17 protein-coding genes are annotated in these 18,060 nt (G+C 66.7%); 10 read left to right on the top strand and 7 right to left on the bottom strand.

Annotation, left to right across the window (positions count from 1 at the left end):
• The first annotated feature begins 6 nt into the window (after positions 1-6).
• A complete protein-coding gene (locus EKL94_RS15380) occupies positions 7-2,835 on the top strand; it encodes a valine--tRNA ligase (protein WP_126929742.1) in 2,829 nt (942 codons plus the stop codon).
• A gap of 159 nt (positions 2,836-2,994) precedes the next feature.
• Positions 2,995-3,816: an EamA family transporter gene (locus EKL94_RS15375; RefSeq protein ID WP_126929741.1), complete on the top strand. Its 822-nt coding sequence runs from the start codon at positions 2,995-2,997 to the stop codon at positions 3,814-3,816.
• Between the two features lie 103 nt (positions 3,817-3,919).
• Here the strand turns inward: EKL94_RS15375 and rimI are convergent, their stop codons facing one another.
• The 3 genes from rimI to pssA are packed head-to-tail and all read right to left on the bottom strand — an operon-like array spanning position 3,920 to position 5,696.
• Positions 3,920-4,417, bottom strand: coding sequence for a ribosomal protein S18-alanine N-acetyltransferase (rimI, locus tag EKL94_RS15370; RefSeq protein ID WP_032128003.1), 498 nt, complete (start codon positions 4,415-4,417; stop codon positions 3,920-3,922).
• The gene (locus EKL94_RS15365) at positions 4,414-4,923 is read right to left on the bottom strand and encodes a hypothetical protein (RefSeq protein WP_126929740.1); all 510 of its coding nucleotides are present in this window, start codon (positions 4,921-4,923) and stop codon (positions 4,414-4,416) included. The genes rimI and EKL94_RS15365 overlap by 4 nt, the downstream gene beginning before the upstream one ends.
• Positions 4,920-5,696, bottom strand: coding sequence for a CDP-diacylglycerol--serine O-phosphatidyltransferase (pssA, locus tag EKL94_RS15360; protein ID WP_126929739.1), 777 nt, complete (start codon positions 5,694-5,696; stop codon positions 4,920-4,922). The genes EKL94_RS15365 and pssA overlap by 4 nt, the downstream gene beginning before the upstream one ends.
• A gap of 80 nt (positions 5,697-5,776) precedes the next feature.
• Between pssA and EKL94_RS15355 the strand changes: the two genes are divergently transcribed.
• The 3 genes from EKL94_RS15355 (at position 5,777) to EKL94_RS15335 (ending at position 8,971) form a co-directional block, all read left to right on the top strand.
• Positions 5,777-6,151, top strand: a complete 375-nt coding sequence (locus EKL94_RS15355; protein WP_126929738.1) for a DUF4124 domain-containing protein — start codon at positions 5,777-5,779, stop codon at positions 6,149-6,151.
• Between the two features lie 510 nt (positions 6,152-6,661).
• On the top strand, positions 6,662-8,365 hold the full coding sequence (locus tag EKL94_RS15340) for a proline--tRNA ligase (protein ID WP_126929736.1): 1,704 nt from the start codon (positions 6,662-6,664) through the stop codon (positions 8,363-8,365).
• A 222-nt stretch (positions 8,366-8,587) separates the two neighbouring features.
• On the top strand, positions 8,588-8,971 hold the full coding sequence (locus EKL94_RS15335) for an H-NS histone family protein (RefSeq protein WP_005415203.1): 384 nt from the start codon (positions 8,588-8,590) through the stop codon (positions 8,969-8,971).
• Between the two features lie 79 nt (positions 8,972-9,050).
• Here EKL94_RS15335 and EKL94_RS15330 read toward each other — a convergent pair whose 3' ends face one another.
• Positions 9,051-10,310, bottom strand: a complete 1,260-nt coding sequence (locus tag EKL94_RS15330; RefSeq protein ID WP_049398420.1) for a threonine/serine exporter family protein — start codon at positions 10,308-10,310, stop codon at positions 9,051-9,053.
• A gap of 92 nt (positions 10,311-10,402) precedes the next feature.
• Here EKL94_RS15330 and EKL94_RS15325 point away from each other — a divergent pair, with 92 nt between their 5' ends.
• From EKL94_RS15325 to EKL94_RS15310, 4 genes are read left to right on the top strand one after another with little or no spacing between them, the layout of a single operon-like run.
• Positions 10,403-11,524: an ABC transporter permease gene (locus EKL94_RS15325; RefSeq protein ID WP_126929735.1), complete on the top strand. Its 1,122-nt coding sequence runs from the start codon at positions 10,403-10,405 to the stop codon at positions 11,522-11,524.
• A gap of 1 nt (position 11,525) precedes the next feature.
• The gene (locus EKL94_RS15320) at positions 11,526-12,353 is read left to right on the top strand and encodes an ABC transporter ATP-binding protein (protein WP_126929734.1); all 828 of its coding nucleotides are present in this window, start codon (positions 11,526-11,528) and stop codon (positions 12,351-12,353) included.
• 3 nt (positions 12,354-12,356) lie between these two features.
• Positions 12,357-13,283, top strand: coding sequence for an MlaD family protein (locus EKL94_RS15315; RefSeq protein ID WP_033835489.1), 927 nt, complete (start codon positions 12,357-12,359; stop codon positions 13,281-13,283).
• Entirely contained in the window at positions 13,280-13,921 is a 642-nt protein-coding gene (locus tag EKL94_RS15310) for an ABC-type transport auxiliary lipoprotein family protein (RefSeq protein ID WP_032127996.1), read from the top strand. Before EKL94_RS15315 ends, EKL94_RS15310 begins: the two co-directional genes overlap by 4 nt.
• A gap of 4 nt (positions 13,922-13,925) precedes the next feature.
• Here EKL94_RS15310 and EKL94_RS15305 read toward each other — a convergent pair whose 3' ends face one another.
• A complete protein-coding gene (locus EKL94_RS15305) occupies positions 13,926-14,513 on the bottom strand; it encodes an alpha-ketoglutarate-dependent dioxygenase AlkB family protein (protein ID WP_126929733.1) in 588 nt (195 codons plus the stop codon).
• Between the two features lie 118 nt (positions 14,514-14,631).
• On the opposite strand from EKL94_RS15305, the gene EKL94_RS15300 reads away from it, so the two are divergent.
• Complete coding sequence (locus EKL94_RS15300; protein ID WP_126929732.1) at positions 14,632-16,524, top strand: glycoside hydrolase family 99-like domain-containing protein; 1,893 nt, start codon at positions 14,632-14,634, stop codon at positions 16,522-16,524.
• 30 nt (positions 16,525-16,554) lie between these two features.
• Here EKL94_RS15300 and EKL94_RS15295 read toward each other — a convergent pair whose 3' ends face one another.
• The gene (locus EKL94_RS15295) at positions 16,555-17,184 is read right to left on the bottom strand and encodes a CoA transferase subunit B (protein ID WP_126929731.1); all 630 of its coding nucleotides are present in this window, start codon (positions 17,182-17,184) and stop codon (positions 16,555-16,557) included.
• A gap of 1 nt (position 17,185) precedes the next feature.
• The gene (locus tag EKL94_RS15290) at positions 17,186-17,917 is read right to left on the bottom strand and encodes a CoA transferase subunit A (protein ID WP_019660976.1); all 732 of its coding nucleotides are present in this window, start codon (positions 17,915-17,917) and stop codon (positions 17,186-17,188) included.
• Between the last annotated feature and the right edge of the window lie 143 nt (positions 17,918-18,060).

The raw sequence follows: 18,060 nt of genomic DNA, 5'->3' as shown, positions 1-18,060 counted from the left end.
CCCCGCATGACCCAACTCGCCTCCAGCTACGACCCGAAGTCCTTCGAGACCGACCTCTACGAGGCCTGGGAGAAGGCCGGCCACTTCAAGCCGTCCGGCACGGGCGAGCCGTACACCATCCTGCTGCCGCCGCCGAACGTGACCGGCACCCTGCACATGGGCCACGCCTTCCAGCAGACCCTGATGGACGCGCTGGTGCGCTACCACCGCATGCGCGGCTACGACACGTTGTGGCAGGTCGGTACCGACCACGCCGGCATCGCCACTGAAATGGTGGTCAGCCGCAACCTGGCGCTGGAAGGCAAGGGCGAGACCCGCGATTCGCTGGGCCGCGAAGGCTTCATCGGCAAGGTCTGGGAGTGGAAGCAGCAGTCCGGCGACACCATCGAACGCCAGATGCGCCGCCTGGGCACGTCGGCCGACTGGTCGCGCAGCACCTTCACCATGGACCCGCAGCCGTCGGCGGCAGTGAACGAAGCCTTCGTGCGCTGGTACGAACAGGGCCTGATCTACCGTGGCCAGCGCCTGGTCAACTGGGACCCGGTGCTGAAAACGGCAATCTCGGATCTGGAAGTGGAGAGCGCCGAGGAAGACGGCTTCCTGTGGTCGATCGCCTACACGCTGGATGACGGCCTGAGCTACGAGCACGTCGAGCGCGATGCCGACGGCGTGGAAACCCTGCGCGAAACCCGCGACTACCTGGTCGTCGCCACCACCCGCCCGGAAACCCTGCTGGGCGATACCGCGGTGATGGTGCACCCGGAAGACGAGCGCTATGCGCACCTGATCGGCAAGAGCGTGGTGCTGCCGCTGACCGGCCGCCGCGTGCCGGTGATCGCCGACGATTACGTGGACCGCGCGTTCGGCACCGGCGTGGTCAAGGTCACCCCGGCGCACGACTTCAACGACTACGAAGTGGGCGTGCGCCACAGCCTGCCGATGATCAACCTGTTCACCCCGGTGGCGGCGCTGAATGAAAATGCGCCGGAACGCTTCCAGGGCCTGGACCGCTACGCCGCGCGCAAGGCGGTGCTGGCCGAGCTGGAAGACCTGGGCATCCTGGTCGAGACCAAGGCGCACAAGCTGCAGGTGCCGCGCGGCGACCGTACCGGCCAGGTGATCGAGCCGTACCTGACCGACCAGTGGTTCGTGAAGATGGACGACCTGGCCAAGCGTGGCCTGGAACTGGTCGAAGACGGAACCATCGCCTTCGTGCCACCGAACTGGATCAACACCTACCGCCACTGGATGAACAACATCCAGGATTGGTGCATCAGTCGCCAGCTGTGGTGGGGCCACCGCATCCCGGCGTGGTTCGACGAAGCCACCGGCACCTGTTATGTCGGTCGCAGCGAAGAGGAAGTGCGGGCAAAGCACAACCTGGGCAGCGACGTCGTGCTGAACCAGGAAAGCGACGTGCTGGAGACCTGGTTCTCCTCGCAGCTGTGGCCGTTCTCCACCCTGGGCTGGCCCAACGAACAGGCCATGGCCGAGCGTGGCTTCGACCGCTACCTGCCGTCGTCGGTGTTGATCACCGGCTTCGACATCATCTTCTTCTGGGTGGCGCGCATGATCATGGCCACCGACAACCTGGTCGGGAAGATCCCGTTCAAGGACGTCTACTTCACCGGCCTGATCCGCGACGGCCAGGGCCAGAAGATGTCCAAGAGCAAGGGCAACGTGCTCGATCCGCTGGACATCATCGACGGCATCACCATCGACGACCTGGTCGCCAAGCGCACCGGCGGCCTGATGCAGCCAAAGATGGTGGAGAAGATCGAGAAGGCCACCCGCAAGGAATTCCCGGACGGCATTGCTGCCCACGGTGCCGATGCGCTGCGCTTCACCATCGCCGCGCTGGCCACCCACGGCCGCGACATCAAGTTCGACATGAACCGCGCCGAGGGCTACAAGAACTTCTGCAACAAGCTGTGGAACGCCAGCCGCTTCACCCTGATGAACACCGAGGGCGCTGCGTTCAACGGCGTGCCGACGCCGCGCACCGATGCCGAGCGCTGGATCCTGGCGCGCCTGGCCGCGGTGTCCGCCGAGGCGCAGGGCCACTACGCCAACTACCGCTTCGACCTGCTGGCGCAGTGCCTGTACGAGTTCGCCTGGAACGAGTTCTGCGACTGGTTCCTGGAACTGAGCAAGCCGGCACTGAACGGTGCCGACGCAGCGGATGCCGAGAGCACCCGTCACACGCTGCTGTACGTGCTGGAAGCGCTGCTTCGCCTGCTGCACCCGCTCACGCCGTTCATCACCGAACAGCTGTGGCAGCAGCTGGCCCCGCGCCTGGGGCTGGCCGAAACCACGCTGTCGCTGCGCCCGTACCCGACCGCCGCCGAGTTCGAAGGCGATTTCGCCCAGGCCGAGGCCGACGTGGAATGGCTGAAGGCCGTGATCAGTGCCGTGCGTCGCGTGCGCAGCGAACTGAACGTCGCCCCGTCCAAGCAGGTGCCGCTGCGCCTGCAGGCCGGCCTGGAGCAGGACCGCGTGCGCATCGAACGTTTCAGCGCCTCGCTGTCGTTCCTGCTCAAGCTGGACAGCATCCAGTGGCTGGCCGAAGGCGAAAGCGCACCGCCGGCTGCCGCCGCGATCGTCGGCGAGCTGAAGCTGCTGGTGCCGCTGGAAGGCCTGGTCGATCTCGATGCCGAGCGCGTGCGCCTGGACAAGGAAATCGCCCGCGTCGAAGCCGAAAAGGAAAAGAGCGAGACCAAGCTGGCCAAGTTCACCGACAAGGTGCCGCCGGCCGTGGTCGAGCAGGAGCGCGTGCGCCTGGTCGACTGGAACACCCAGCTGGCCGGCCTGCGCGAGCAGCGCGCGAAGCTGTAAGCGCCGCGCTCTGGTGCGTGCCAACCAAGGTTGGCACCTACCACGGCGGGAGAGGTTGGCACCTACCACGGTGGGAGAGGTTGGCACCCACCGAAGCGGAATCGGAAACGTCGGGCGATGCCCGGCGTTTCCATTTCTCCCGCATGGCATCATCGCTGGATGCCTCTTTCCATTTTCCTGCTGGTCCTCGCGGCCGCGGCCCTGCATGCCAGCTGGAATGCGATCGTCAAACGTGGGCCGGACAAGTTCCTCGGCACCGTGCTGGTCACCGGCAGCGCCGCGCTGCTGTCCGCCGCTGCCCTGCCCTTCCTGCCCTTCCCCGCCGCGCACAGCTGGCCATGGCTGGCCACTTCGGTGCTGCTGCAGGTGACCTATTACGGGCTGGTCGCACGCTGTTACCAGCAGGTCGACATGAGCCTGGCCTATCCACTGATGCGCGGCAGCGCACCGATCCTGGTCGCGCTGGCGGGCACCCTGCTGGGCGAGCAGCTGCCCCCGGCGGCGTGGCTGGGCGTGGTGCTGGTCAGCACCGGCATCCTGTGCATGGCACTGGGCGCACGTGGCGGCCAGCTGCGGCTGCCGCTGCTGACTGCCGCGATGATCGCCACCTACACCCTGGTCGATGCGCAGGGCGCGCGTCAGTCCGGCAGCGCACTCAGCTATACGTTGTGGCTGTTCCTGCTGTCAGGCATTCCACTGCCCCTGTGGGCGTTGTACACCCGCGGTGGCGCGGTGCTGGACTATGCGCGCCAGCACTGGCCGCTGGGGCTGGCCGGTGGCGTCGGCACCACGGCGTCCTACGCGATGGCGTTGTGGGCCATGACCCAGGCACCGGTGGCGATGGTCTCGGCGCTGCGCGAATCGTCGATCCTGTTCGCGCTGCTGATCTCGGTGTTCGTGTTGCGCGAACGGATTCCGCGCGCGCGCTGGCTGGCGGCGGCGTTGATTGTGGGCGGTGTACTTGCACTGCGGATGGCGTGAGGAAAGCGTGCCAACCAAGGTTGGCACCTACCACGGCAGGTGATGTGTCGATGACAGCGGAGATCCATCGGTAGTGCCGGCCGCTGGCCGGCAACCCTCCCCGTTACAACGGCGGCATCGCCTGCAGGTCGCCGTCGACCAGTTCGATCGCCATCACCACCGCGTCTTCGCGGCCCTGTGCGGCCGGGTAATAACGCGGGCGGCGGCCAATCTCGTTGAAGCCTTCGCTGTGGTACAGCGCCAACGCCGGCGTGTTGGACGGACGCACTTCCAGGAACACACGCTGCGCCCCGCGGTCGCCGGCCAGCTGTACCAGCGCGCGCAGCAGCTGACGTCCGAGCCCACGCGACTGCGTCAGCGGGTCGATGCAGACGTTCAGCACATGGGCCTCGTCGGCCGCGATGCTGAGTACGCCATAGCCGATCAGCTGGCCATCGCGCTCCATGGCCAGGCCCGGATAGCCCGCACGCAGGCAGTCGACGAAGATGCCACGGGTCCAGGGAAACGGATAGCCGCGTACTTCAATCGCCATCACCGCATTAAGGTCGCTCTCGCGCAGCGCGCGCAGGCTGACCGGACCGGGCTGGCTGACCGCACTCATGGCGCGCCCCGCTTGCGCAGGGCGCGCAGCTGTGGCCACAGCGCGCGCTTGGCGGCCGGGTCCCGACGCAGCTGGTCCAGCGGCCAGCTGTCCATCAGCGCCTGCGTGGCTGGATCATTGGGATTGCAGCCGGACGCGCGCAGCAAGGCGATCTGCAGGCGATCCGGCAGGCGCACCACCGGTTGCCGGGCATTGCCACCCGGCAGCGGGCGGGCAGCGGCGGGCGCGGTGTCCGGTGCGCTGACCGGGGTCTCGCGACGCGGCGGCGCCGGGCGTTCCTGGCGGGAAGACGGTATGGCTTCAGCCGGAGGCTCGCGCGCGGGTGCGATTGGTGCCCGCACCTGCTCCACCGCTGGCACGGCAGCCGCCTCGGCTTCAGCCACACTCAGCTGCAGCGCGGCATCCAGCTCGGCAGCCAACTGGCCGTCGTGATAGACGGTGTAGCCCATGGCCTGCAGCCAGGCCTGCTGGGCCGGAGACCACAGCACGGGCAGGTCCCCGCTCACGCGGCCTCGGGCTTCTTGCGCAGGCGCTGCACGGCCCACATCACCGGGCCGGACAGGGCGTACAGGATGCCCACCGCGAACAGCACGCGCGGCAGGTCGATCACCGCGATGGCGATGGCCACGGGCACCAGGGCCAGTACCAGGAACGGCACACGGTCGGAACGGGTGCCCTTGGCACCGCCACCCTTGAAGCTCCAGAAGCGGATGCGGCTGACCATCAGCAGCGCCGCGATGATCGTCACCGCCAGCGCCACGTAACGCAGCTGGTTGCCGTCCCAGCCCAGCTTGCCATCGGCGAACGCCCAGACGAAGGACATCATCAGGCCGGCCGCGGCCGGGCTGGCCAGGCCGACGAACCAGCGCTTGTCGACCACTGCCACCTGGGTGTTGAAGCGGGCCAGGCGCAGCGCCGCGCAGGCGGCATACAGGAAGGCCACGGCCCAGCCGACGCGGCCGAGCAGCGGGTCATCGAACTTCAGCCACGACAGCGACCAGTGATACATCACCAGTGCCGGGGCCATGCCGAAGCTGACCAGGTCGGCCAGGGAGTCGTACTGCACGCCGAATTCGCTGCTGGTACCGGTCAGCCGCGCCACGCGGCCATCCAGGCCATCCATCACCGCTGCCACGAACACGGCGATGCTGGCGTTGACGAAGTCCCCGTTGGCCGCGGCGATGATCGCGTAGAAGCCGGCAAACAGGCCGGCGGTGGTGAACAGGTTGGGCAGCAGGTAAATCGTGCGCGAACGCGGCGGCGGTGTGATCGGGTCCATGGAATCCAGTTTAATCGACTTGCCAGTGCTCGGCGCCAATGCTGCAATCGGCGTTCTACGCCCATTCCGCGGAGTTTGCCATGCGTGCCCTGTCCTGCCTTGGATGCCTGCTGCTGTTGGCCAGTGCCAACGCCGTGGCCGGCCCGGTCTATAAATGGAAGGACGCCAATGGCGTGACCCAGTACTCGGAGACCCCGCCGGCGGGCAGGAAGTTCGAGACCCGCGAGCAGGCCCGCAGCCCACAGGCGGCGGCCAGCGCCGAGACCCCAGCCGCACCGGTGCCCGAGCAGTGCAGCACGGCCCGGGCCAACCTGGCCCTGCTGGAAGGGTCCGGCCAGGTGATGCAGGACACCAATGGCGATGGCAAGGCCGATACCCCGTTGGCTCCGGAGCAACGCAGTGCGCAGAAGGGGTTGGCGGAGGCCGCCATCAAGGCCTACTGCCCGGCAGAGTGAGGGTATCGGCAGGGCTTGCAGCCCTGCACCTGCTTCAAGCAACGGCAACGTCAAATGCCAAAGCGGCTTCCTGGGAGATGGCATGGCACTGTGGGGTTGCGGGGCCGCCGTGAACCCGTCCATGAAGTGACCCCCGAGAGTTGGACGGTGGCCAGTAGATCCACGCCATGCGTGGATGAATCTCCATGGAAATCGAATATTTCGAGAATTGATCGAACAGCAGCCGAGCATGGCTCGGCTCTACAAAAGGGCGACAGATCGCGGAAAACTGTCGAAGGCGGGGTGGGTCCGGTTGCGGGGGCGTGAGCGCCATGGATGGCGCGACCGAGCCTACAGGGACGTATTTACGGCGTCCCCCGCAACCGGACCCACCCCGCCATCCCACAGGAAGCCGCTGTTGCTGTTGCAGTTGACGTTGCTTGAGGCGGGTGCAGGGCGCAGCCCTGCCGATACCCCTCCCCCCGGCCGGGCTGGCAGAATAGACGTCTCTGCCGTTATCCGAAGCCGACGATGCGCCTCTCCCAGTTCCACCTGCACACCACCAAGGAAACCCCCAGCGATGCCGAGCTCACCAGCCACCGGCTGATGCTGCGCGCGGGCATGATCCGCAAGCTGGCATCGGGCCTGTACACCTGGTCGCCGCTGGGCCTGCGCGTGCTGCGCAAGGTTGAACGCATCGTGCGCGAGGAAATGGACCGCGCCGGTGCCGTGGAATTCCAGATCCCGACCATCCAGCCGAAGGAACTGTGGGAGCAGACCGGGCGCTGGCAGAAGTTCGGCCCGCAGCTGCTGAAGATCAAGGACCGCAAGGACCAGGTGTTCTGCTACAGCCCGACCGCCGAAGAAGCCGCCTGCGACTTCGCGCGCAGCGAGCTGTCCAGCTACAAGCAGCTGCCGGTGAACTTCTACCAGGTGCAGACCAAGTTCCGCGACGAGATCCGTCCGCGCTTCGGCGTGATGCGTTCGCGCGAGTTCCTGATGAAGGACGCCTATTCGTTCCACCTGCACGATGAGTGCCTGGTGCGCGAGTACGAGAACATGAAGTCGGCCTACAGCCGCATCTTCACCCGCCTCGGCCTGGACTTCCGCATGGTGCAGGCCGACTCCGGCGCGATCGGCGGCGATGCCTCGCAGGAATTCCACGTGATCGCCGATTCCGGCGAGGACGCGCTGGTGTTCTCCACCGGCTCGGACTACGCGGCCAACATGGAAGCGGCGATCGCCGCCGATCCGGCACCGCGTGCGGCCGCCAGCGAAGCCATGCGCAAGGTCGACACCCCCACCCAGAAGACCTGCGAGGATGTCGCGGCGCTGCTCGGCATCGACCTGCAGCGCACGGTGAAGTCGGTGGCGCTGATCGCTGGCGAAGGCAAGGCACAGCAGTTCGTGCTGGTGCTGGTGCGCGGCGACCATGAGGTCAACGAGATCAAGCTGGCCAAGGTTGCCGGCCTGGACGAACAGCGCTTCGCCAGCGAGGCGGAAATCGCCGAGCACCTGGGCAGCGTGCCGGGCTTCCTCGGCCCGGTCGCCCCGGCCAAGGCCATCCGCGTGGTCGCCGATCGCGAAGTGGCGGCGATGTCCGACTTCGTCGTCGGCGCCAACGAAGCCGGTTTCCACCTGGCCGGCGTCAACTGGGACCGCGACCTGCCGGAACCGGAAGTGGCCGACATCCGCAACGTGCGTGCCGGTGACCGCGCGCTGGACGGTGGCGAACTGAAGATCGCCCGTGGCATCGAAGTCGGCCACGTGTTCCAGCTGGGCCGCAAGTACGCCGAAGCGCTGGACGCCACCGTGCTGGACGAGAACGGCAAGGCGGCGGTGATGGCGATGGGCTGCTATGGCATCGGCATCTCGCGCGTGGTGGCTGCCGCGATCGAACAGAACCATGACGATGCCGGCATCATCTGGCCCGACGCGATGGCGCCGTGGCAGGTGGTGGTGTGCGTGATCAACCCGAAGGGTGACGCCGCCGTGGCCGACGCCGCAGCCAACCTGCTGCAGGAGCTGCGCGATGCAGGCCTGGACGCGGCGCTCGACGACCGTGGCCTGCGCCCGGGCGCGATGTTCGCTGACATGGAACTGATCGGCATCCCGCACCGCGTGGTGGTCAGCGAACGCGGCCTGGCCGCCGGTACCTACGAGTACCGCTCGCGCCGCGCCAGCGAAGCGGAAAACCTGGACAAGGCCACGCTGCTGCAGCGCCTGCAGGACTGATCAGGAAAGGACCGGGGCATGCCCCGGTCTTTTTTTACCTGACGCCCATTTGAGCAATATTGCAGCGGACATAATCCGGTCAGAATCGACGCAATGCAGCCGGGATGCTGCCAGGCCATGACCCGTCTGCATTTGTGCTGGGATTAATTCATCTTTATTCTGTCCCGCGACGCCATGGACTGGCTCGTCCCGTCCACTTATTAGTTTCCGGAGTAACCGTAAATGAGCATTGACCTGACCGGCCTGTCGGCACGCGAGCTGGGCGCCCTGATCCGCACCGCCAAGAAACAGCAGACCATCGTCGCCAAGCGCCGGCCGATCACCAAGGTCCGGGCACAGCTGACCAAGCTGGCCAAGACCGAGGGTTACACCATCGAGGAGCTGTTCGGCGACGCCCCGGCCCCGCGCGCGCGCAAGGTGGCCAAGGTCGCCAAGGCACCGTCGAAGACCGCTGGCCGCAAGCTGGGCAAGGTTGCGCCGAAGTACCGCAACCCGGCCAACCCCAAGGAAACCTGGACCGGCCGTGGCAAGCAGCCGCGCTGGATGGCCGAGCTGACCGCCAAGGGCAACAAGAAGCCGGAAGATTTCCTGATCAAGAAGGCCTGAGGCCGGATTGGAATGCATTGAAAAACGCCGGCGAAAGCCGGCGTTTTTCATTCTTCGGTGTGTGGACCAACGGTCCCACCTACAGGGTTTTGCGAGCGGGCATCAGCAGGTTGCCGAACAGCAGGCCGGCCACCAGCGCCATCACCACGTTGAGCACGGTGAGGAACACGCTCTGGCCGGCACCCACGTCCTGCTGCTGGACCAGGGTCAGCACGCCGCGCAGGCTGGTGCTGCCGGGCACCATCATGATGATGCCGGGCAGGCGGATGATCGCACCTGGGCGGCCAACGAGGCGGCCGAACAGATTGCCACCGGCGGTCAGCAGCATCGCCGACAGGAAGATGCCGGCCGGTGCGCCCCAGGCATGGCCGCCAAACTTGGAGATCGCATAACCGGCCACCGAGGCAGCGATCACCCACGGGTAATCACGGCGGTTGGCCTTGAACAGCATCGCGAAGGCGAACGCCGCGGTCAGCAGCGAACCCCATTCCACCCACGGCCCCTGCGGCCGCGTGGCGCGGATTACCGGATCGAGGCCGAGCACATCGGCCAGGGTCACCGCGATCATCGCGCCGACGCTGAGCTTCATGATGGTGGTCAGCGCGCCGGCGAAGCGCGCGGTACCCGATACCCAGTGCTGGCTGGCCAGTTCATTGACCGCATTGGTCAGCGACATGCCGGGCAGCAGCACCACCAGCGAGGCGATGATCACCGTGTTGAGGTTGAGCGCGCCGATGAAGGATGCGACCAGCGTGGCGACCAGGCCGGCCAGCAGTGCGGCCAGCGCCTCGGCGGCTTCGCGGGTGGCCGGGCGACGGTCGGTGACCATGCCGAGCAGGCCGATCATCAGGCCGATGACACCGGCGGTCGCGATGTCCAGCCACGGCAGCTTCCACATGCCGGCCACGCCGGCCGCGCCAAGGGTGAACGAGAGTATGGTGCGCAGCTTGCCGCGCCGGCCCGGATCCTTGTCCAGCTGGCGCAGCGCGGTGTGGCCCTGGGCGATGCTCATCCGCCCGTTGGCCACTTCCTCGGCGATATGGTCAGCCACACTGAGCTTGTGCAGATCGTTTTCACCGGGGGCCAGACGGATCACGCGGGTGATGTCACTGGAGCCGATCGCCTGCGCCGGGTCGCTGAAGCTGAGGATGATACCGGTGGGATTCGACCACGGTTCACAATCCAGATCGAGCTGGCGGGCCAGTGCCACCACCGCCGTTTCCAGGCGCTGGGCCGTTGTGCCATAGCTGTGCAGGCGTCCGGCGATCTCGGAAACGAAGGCCACGCGCTGCGCGTAGGTGGCCTGGGGCGTGGGGATCGTGTGAGCGTCTGCGGACATGCGCCGTAGTATTACCTAGGCTGGGCCTTACCGGAGAAATTCATCCGAGTTCGACGCGAAGCCCAATACAGAACGGTTATGCTGCGACCCGAATGGCCCAAGTGACCCCGAACCACGCCCCCCAGCTCGAACAGGATGCCCATGACCCGGGCGTGATCCGCCTGTCCGGCACCTGGACCTTGAAGACCGCGCTGGCCGCGGCCGAAGTCCTGCGCGGCGTTCCCGACACGCTGACCGGCATCGATGCCACCGCCATCGAGAAGATGGATTCGGCCGGCGTGCTGCAGGTACTGCGCGTGGCCCATCGCGCCGACCTCGGCGAGGACGCACTGAAGTTCCGCCCGGATCACCAGGCGCTGGTGTGCACCATCGAGGAAGTGGCCGACGACCGGCCCAAGCCCAAGCGCGACTTCGGCGTGCTGGCGGCCCTGGAACGGCTGGGTGTCAGCGTCCATGCCACCGGCCACAACATCAAGGCGCTGTGCAGTTTCCTCGGCGAGAACCTGGTCAAGGCGGCGCGCCTGGTCAAGGAACCCCGCCGCTTCCGGATGACGGCCACCGTGCACCAGATGGAGCAGGTCGGGCTGGATGCGGTACCGCTGGTGGCGCTGCTGTCCTACCTGGTTGGCGCGGTGATCGCCTTCCTCGGCTCGACCATCCTGCGCGACTTCGGCGCCGAGATCTACGTGGTCGAGCTGGTCAACATCGCCTTCCTGCGCGAATTTGCGGTACTGCTGACCGCGATCGTGCTGGCCGGCCGCACCGCCAGCGCCTTCACCGCGCAGATCGGTGCGATGAAGGCGCGCGAGGAAATCGATGCGATGCGCACGCTGGGCCTAGATCCGATCGACCTGCTGGTACTGCCACGTTTGATGGCCCTGCTGGTCACCCTGCCGCTGCTGACCTTCATTGCAATGGTCGCCGGCCTGGCCGGCGGCATCACCGTCGGTGCGTTCGACCTCGACATCCCGCCGCAGATGTACATCGCGCGCATGCACGAGACGATGGAAGTGCGGCACATGCTGGTCGGCCTGTCGAAGGCGCCGGTGTTCGCGCTGGTGATCGGCCTGATCGGCTGCCTGGAAGGGCTGAAGGTGGAAGGCACGGCGCAGTCGGTGGGCGAACGCACCACCTCCAGCGTGGTGCAGACCATCTCGCTGGTGATCATCATCGACGCCTTCGCGGCGTTGTGGTTCATGCACATGGACTGGTGACATGAGCACGCATCCGACGCCCGAAGACATTCCCATGCAGGACGACAACGGCCACGAGCTGGCCATCCGCGTGCGTGGCCTGGTCAACCGTTTCGGCAGCCAGACTGTGCATGAGGACCTGGACCTGGATGTGCGCCGCGGCGAGATCCTGGGCGTGGTGGGTGGTTCGGGTACCGGCAAATCGGTGCTGATGCGTTCGATCCTCGGCCTGCGCGTGCCCGATGCCGGGCAGATCGAAGTGCTCGGCCGCGACGCGCGTGCCGACGATGCCGAGAGCCGCCTGCACATCGAGCGCAACACCGGCGTGCTATTCCAGGACGGCGCGCTGTTCTCGTCGCTGACCGTGGGCGAGAACGTTCAGGTGCCACTGAAGGAGCACCACCGCGAACTGCCGGAGCGCTGGCATTACGAACTGGCGCTGCTGAAGGTGAAGCTGGCCGGCCTGCCCGCCGATGCGATCAACAAACTGCCCTCGCAGCTGTCCGGCGGCATGCGCAAGCGCGCCGGCCTGGCCCGCGCGCTGGCGCTGGATCCGCCGCTGCTGTTCCTGGATGAACCGACCGCTGGCCTCGACCCGATCGGCGCGGCCGCCTTCGACCGCCTGATCAAGACCCTGCAGGAAGCACTGGGGTTGACCGTGTTCCTGATCACCCATGACCTGGACACGCTGTACGCCATCTGCGACCGGGTCGCGGTGATCGCCGACCGCAAAGTGGTGGCCAACGCGCCACTGCCGGACATCGAGAAACTGGATCATCCGTGGATCCAGGAATACTTCCACGGACCGCGTGCGCGTGCCGCGCGCGGCGAACAGATCGAGAGTGCCTGAGCCATGGAAACCAAAGCCAACTACGTGCTGATCGGCGCGTTCACCCTGATCACCGGCCTGGCCCTGCTGGCCTTCGGCCTGTGGGCCGCCAAGTACTCCTCTGACCGCACCTGGCAGGAATACCGCGTAGTGTTCCGCGAGGCGGTGACCGGCCTGTCGGTGGGCAGCCCGGTGCAGTACAACGGCATCGCGGTGGGTTCGATCATCGAACTGAACCTGGTGCCGGACGACCCGCGCCAGGTGGTCGCACGCATCCGCCTGAACTCGACCACCCCGGTCAAGACCGATACCCGTGCCAAGCTGGCGATCACCAGCCTGACCGGCCCGTCGATCATCCAGCTCAGCGGCGGCACGCCGCAGTCGCCGGCACTGACCACGGTCAACAAGGACCCGGCCCCGATCATTCCGACCACGCCGTCGGCGCTGCAGAACATCACCGACGTTGCCAACCGCATCGTCGAGCGCATGGATCAGATCCTCAGCGACCGCAACGTGGCCTCGATCAACGCCACGCTGGCCAACCTGGAGACGATCAGCGGCGGCCTGGCCGACCGTGACCAGGGTACCCAGGCGCTGCTCCTCAGCGCGCGCGATGCCGCCCGCAGCCTGGACACCACACTGAAGACCACCAACGGCACCATCGAGCGCCTGGACAAGAACCTGGTGCAGCAGCTGCCGGGCATCATCGACAAGCTCGACGGCACCCTGGCCAAGCTGGATTCGGCCGCCGGCAACGCCGATTCGATCCTCGGCGAGAACCGTGCCGCGATCAACAGCTTCGCCAACGATGGCCTTGGCCAGCTGGGCCCGACGCTGACCGAGCTGCGCGGCCTGATCCGCGACCTGCGCCGGGTCAGCGACCGCCTCGAGAACAACCCCGCGCGCTACCTGCTGGGCCGCGACGCACCGAAGGAGTTCGAACCCAAATGAGCCCGACCACCCTTCCGCGCCTGCTGCTGGCCGCTTCGATGGTCACCCTGCTGGGCGGCTGCTCCATCCTTGGCAGCAGCGAGAAAACCGCAGTGACACTGTACTCGCCCTCGGTGCAGGTGAAGGCCGACCCGGCGTGGCCGCAGGCCAGCTGGCAGCTGGTACTGGCCAAGCCCAGCGCGGCGCGCATGGTCGACAGCCCGCGCATCAACGTGCGGCCGACGCCGTCGCAGCTGGAGATCTACAAGGGGGCCAGCTGGGCACAGCCGGCCACCGACATGATCGAGGACACCCTGCTGCGGGGCTTCGAGGATTCCGGCCGCATCCGCGGCGTGGCCCGCAGCACCGCTGGCATCCGCGCTGACTACAAGCTGTCCACCGACGTGCGCCGCTTCGAATCGGACTACCAGGGCCAAGCCACGCCAACGGTGGTGATCGAGGTCAACGCCAAGCTGATCCACGTCGCCGACCAGCGCGTGGTTGCCGACCGTACCTTCCGCCAGGCGCAGCCGGTCGGCAGTACCGACGTGCCGGCGGTGACCGCCGCCTTCGAACGTGGCCTGCAGCAGCTGGCACAGGAGATGGTGGGCTGGACGCTGACAAGCGGGCAGGCCGACCAGCCGACCGTCGCGCGCTGACCGATCAGCGTGGTGTAATCCAGCGGAACGTCAGGTTGATCCGTTCGCCCTGCACCCGCGCCATCTTTGGCAGCGCGTGCTGATAGAACTGCTGCGTCTGCCCCGCCATCACCAGCAGATCGCCATGGCCGAGCAGATACTCGGCCTTCCGCGCCGGGTCGTCGCGCCGGCGCAGCAGGAAGCGGCGCGCCGCGCCCAGGCTCAGCGAAGCAATCACCGGGGCCGCCCCCAGCTCCGGCTCGTCATCGCTGTGCCAGCCCATGTAATCACCGCCGCCGCGATAGCGGTTCAGCAGCACGCTGTTGAAGCGGCCGATGCCCTCCGCCTGCAGGCGCTCACGCATGGCCTGCAACGCGGGTGGCCAGGGGTGCGGCACGAATTCAGCACCGGAATAGCGGTAGCGCGCCTGCAGATCGCCGATCCAGCAGCTCAGCCGCGGCGAATCCACCCAGTTGCCGAACATGCGGATGCGGTGGACTTCCCAGGGGACTTCGGCCTGGAGGGCGGACAGGAGCCGGTCGGCATCGGCCGCGGCCAGCCAGCCCGGCAGGTGCTGGACATCGGCATCGGGCAGGTCGTGGGGGAACAGCATGGCCACACGCTAGCACGCCAGTGTTTGCCGTCATGGCCGCCAGCACCGAAAATGGCGCCATGACCGTTGCCCACATGCCGATGCCGTCCGATTGCCGCCTTTCGTGGGGCCCAGCCCGATGAGCGTGCGCCAGTCGCTGTTTCCGTTGCTGCGCGCCGTGTTCCGGGCCTTGCCGCTGCCACAGGCGCAGCGTGACCGGTTGCGCACCCGGCTGTTGGCGCGGCACAGCGACTGGGTACCGCCGCCACCCAAGGGCCAGCAGGACGAGGGGGGCACGCGCGCCAGCGCCCAGCTACGCTGGCGTGCCGACGAGCAGGCGATCGGCCACGTGCCATGGCGTGAGGCGACCTTGCAGTCTCCTTTGCCGGCAACGCTGGTCGCGTTCTACCTGCCGCAGTTCCACACTTTCCCCGAGAATGACACCTGGTGGGGCAAGGGCTTCACCGAATGGCGCAACGTAACCCGCGCGCTGCCGCAGTTCGAGGGCCACATCCAGCCCCGCCTGCCGGCAGACCTGGGTTTCTACGACCTGCGCAACCCTCAGGTGATGCGGGACCAGGCACGCCTCGCAGCTGAGTACGGCATCGGCGCGTTCTGCTTCTACTACTACTGGTTCAGCGGCCGCACCCTGATGGAGGATCCGCTGCGCCAATGGCTGGCAGATGACAGCATCGAATTGCCGTTCTGCCTGTGCTGGGCCAACGAGAACTGGGCACGACGCTGGGACGGCCGCGACGAGGACATCCTGATCGGCCAGCAGCACAGCGCCGAGGATGATCTGGCCTTCATCGCACATGTCGCGCCCTACCTGCGCGACCGCCGTGCCTTGAAGGTCGAGGGCCGGCCGATGCTGCTGGTCTATCGCCCGCACCTGCTGCCCGACGCCCGGGCGACCGCCGAACGCTGGCGCCGCTGGTGCCGCGACAATGACGTCGGCGAGATCCACCTGGCGTACGTGCAGGGCTTCGAGCGCCCGGATCCCCGCGACATCGGGTTCGATGCGGCAGTAGAGTTCCCACCGAACATGAGTAATCCGCGTTCGCTGTCGGCGCAACAATGGCTGCTCAATCCGGCCTTCAATGGCGATGTACGCGACTGGCGCGAACTGGCTGCAGAAATCGCAGCCCGCCCGCTGCCGGACTATCCGCTTTACCCGGGCGTGAACCCCGGCTGGGACAACGAGGCGCGTCGTTCCGGTCGCGGCCGCGTTTACCTGCACGCTTCACCACGTGGCTACCGCGACTGGCTGCAGACCACGATCCATGAACGCCTGGCATCGGCGCCGGCGAGCCAGCGGATGGTGTTCATCAACGCCTGGAACGAATGGGCAGAAGGCGCCGTGCTGGAACCTGATGCACGGCTTGGGCATGCCTGGCTCGACGCGACGCGCCAAGCGCTGTCCCCGACTCCGCTCGCCTCCCCCCTGCAGGTTTGCCTGCTGGTTCTCATTGATGATCCCGAGTTGATCGCCACCGCTTGTGATGCCGCGTGCGACCTGGGGGTGAGCTACCGCGTGTTCATTCCAACCGCGCTACGCCCGCAGGACGCTGCGGTCGATATCATCGGCCATGCTGGCAATGCCTTGCCCAGCATCCTGCAGGTTCTGGAAACCTTCGGTCCGGATCCATCGTTGCTGACCTGCTGGCTGGACCTGCGCGGAAGCCGCGACGCAGGACAGCAGCTACCCGGGGCGGCCGCTATCGATGCCGCACTTCAGCAGTTCAGCGAGAAACCTGCGCTGGGCATGCTCGCGACATCCACCCGGGAGGCAATCATCGTTTCGCGCAGTCATCTGCGCTGGGCAGCCCGGCTTGGGCTGACGCGCGCGCCAACGCCGCAGGCAATAGACACGATGTGGCTGCGGGCGGCGGCGCTGCGATCACTACTGGATGCACACTGCTATCCCACTGAGCTGGACAACGACAGTGCATTTGACTCGGTCACGCAGTTGTTGCCGGATCTTGTTGCCAACGCAGGCTACATCGTCGCTTGGCCACAACGCCAGCCCTGAGGCTGGCGCTGCGCGGCAATACCACTGACTTCAGCGACGGAACGAAACGCCGGTCTTTTCCTTCAGCTCGTCATCGTTGACGCCCGGCGCCGCTTCCACCAGCAACAGGCCCTTGTCGGTCACGTCGAACACGGCGAGGTCGGTGATGATGCGGTCGACCACACCCACGCCGGTCAGCGGCAGCGTGCATTCGGTCAGGATCTTGTGCTCGCCGTTCTTGGCGGTGTGCTCCATCAGCACCACCACGCGCTGCACGCCGGCCACCAGATCCATCGCGCCGCCCATGCCCTTGACCATCTTGCCGGGCACCATCCAGTTGGCCAGGTCGCCCTTGTCGGTGACCTGCATGGCGCCGAGGATAGCCAGATTCACATGGCCACCGCGGATCATCGCGAAGCTGTCGTGGCTGCCGAAGTAACTGGCACCGGCACGCGCGGTGACGGTCTGCTTGCCGGCATTGATCAGGTCGGCGTCCACTTCGGCGTCGGTCGGGAACGGACCGATGCCGAGCAGGCCATTTTCCGACTGCAGCCACACATCCACGCCTTCGGGAATATGGTTGGCGACCAGGGTCGGCAGGCCAATGCCCAGGTTCACGTAGGCACCATCGGTCAGTTCGCGGGCGGCGCGTGCCGCCATTTCATCTCGGGTCCACGCCATGTCAGTTGCCCTCCGCGCGGATGGTGCGCTGTTCGATGCGCTTTTCAGGATGCGCGTTGTGCACGATGCGGTGCACGTAGATACCCGGCAGGTGCACCTGGTCCGGGTCGATGGCACCCACCGGCACCACCTCTTCCACTTCCACGATGCAGACCTTGCCGGCCATCGCGCAGGCCGGATTGAAGTTGCGCGCGGTCTTGCGGAACACCAGGTTGCCCGCTTCGTCGGCCTTCCACGCCTTGACCAGCGCCACGTCGGCGCGCAGCGCGGTCTCCATCACGTAGTGCTTGCCATCGAATTCGCGGGTTTCCTTTCCTTCGGCCACCACGGTGCCATAGCCGGTGGCGGTGAAGAACGCCGGAATGCCCGCGCCGCCGGCACGCAGGCGCTCGGCCAGGGTGCCCTGCGGGTTGAATTCCAGCTCGAGCTCGCCGGCCAGGAACTGGCGCTCGAACTCCTTGTTCTCGCCCACGTAGGACGAAATCATCTTCTTGATCTGCCGGGTTTCCAGCAGCTGGCCCAGGCCGAAACCATCAACGCCGGCATTGTTGGAGATCACGGTCAGGCCCTTGGCACCACTGTCGCGCAACGCGGCGATCAATGCCTCGGGAATGCCACACAGGCCGAAGCCGCCCACGGCCAGCGTCTGGCCATCGGCGACCACCCCTTGCAGGGCCTCCGCCGCACTGGCGAAGCGCTTGCTGCGCTTGCCGGTGGAAGTCGATTGCTGCATTGCTGTACTACCCTGCACGTTGAGGATGACCGCATTCTAGCTGGAGGGCGGCGAAGGGCCTGGATGCGCCGCAGCATTGCACGGGCATCGCACTGGGTTCCGTAGAATGCCCGGTTCCCCTGCCAATGGCCGACCCCGTGCCC

The sequence above is a fragment of the Stenotrophomonas maltophilia genome, from assembly GCF_003970865.1.
Classification (GTDB): domain Bacteria; phylum Pseudomonadota; class Gammaproteobacteria; order Xanthomonadales; family Xanthomonadaceae; genus Stenotrophomonas; species Stenotrophomonas maltophilia_AR.
This window is presented reverse-complemented; position numbering and strand designations above follow the sequence as displayed.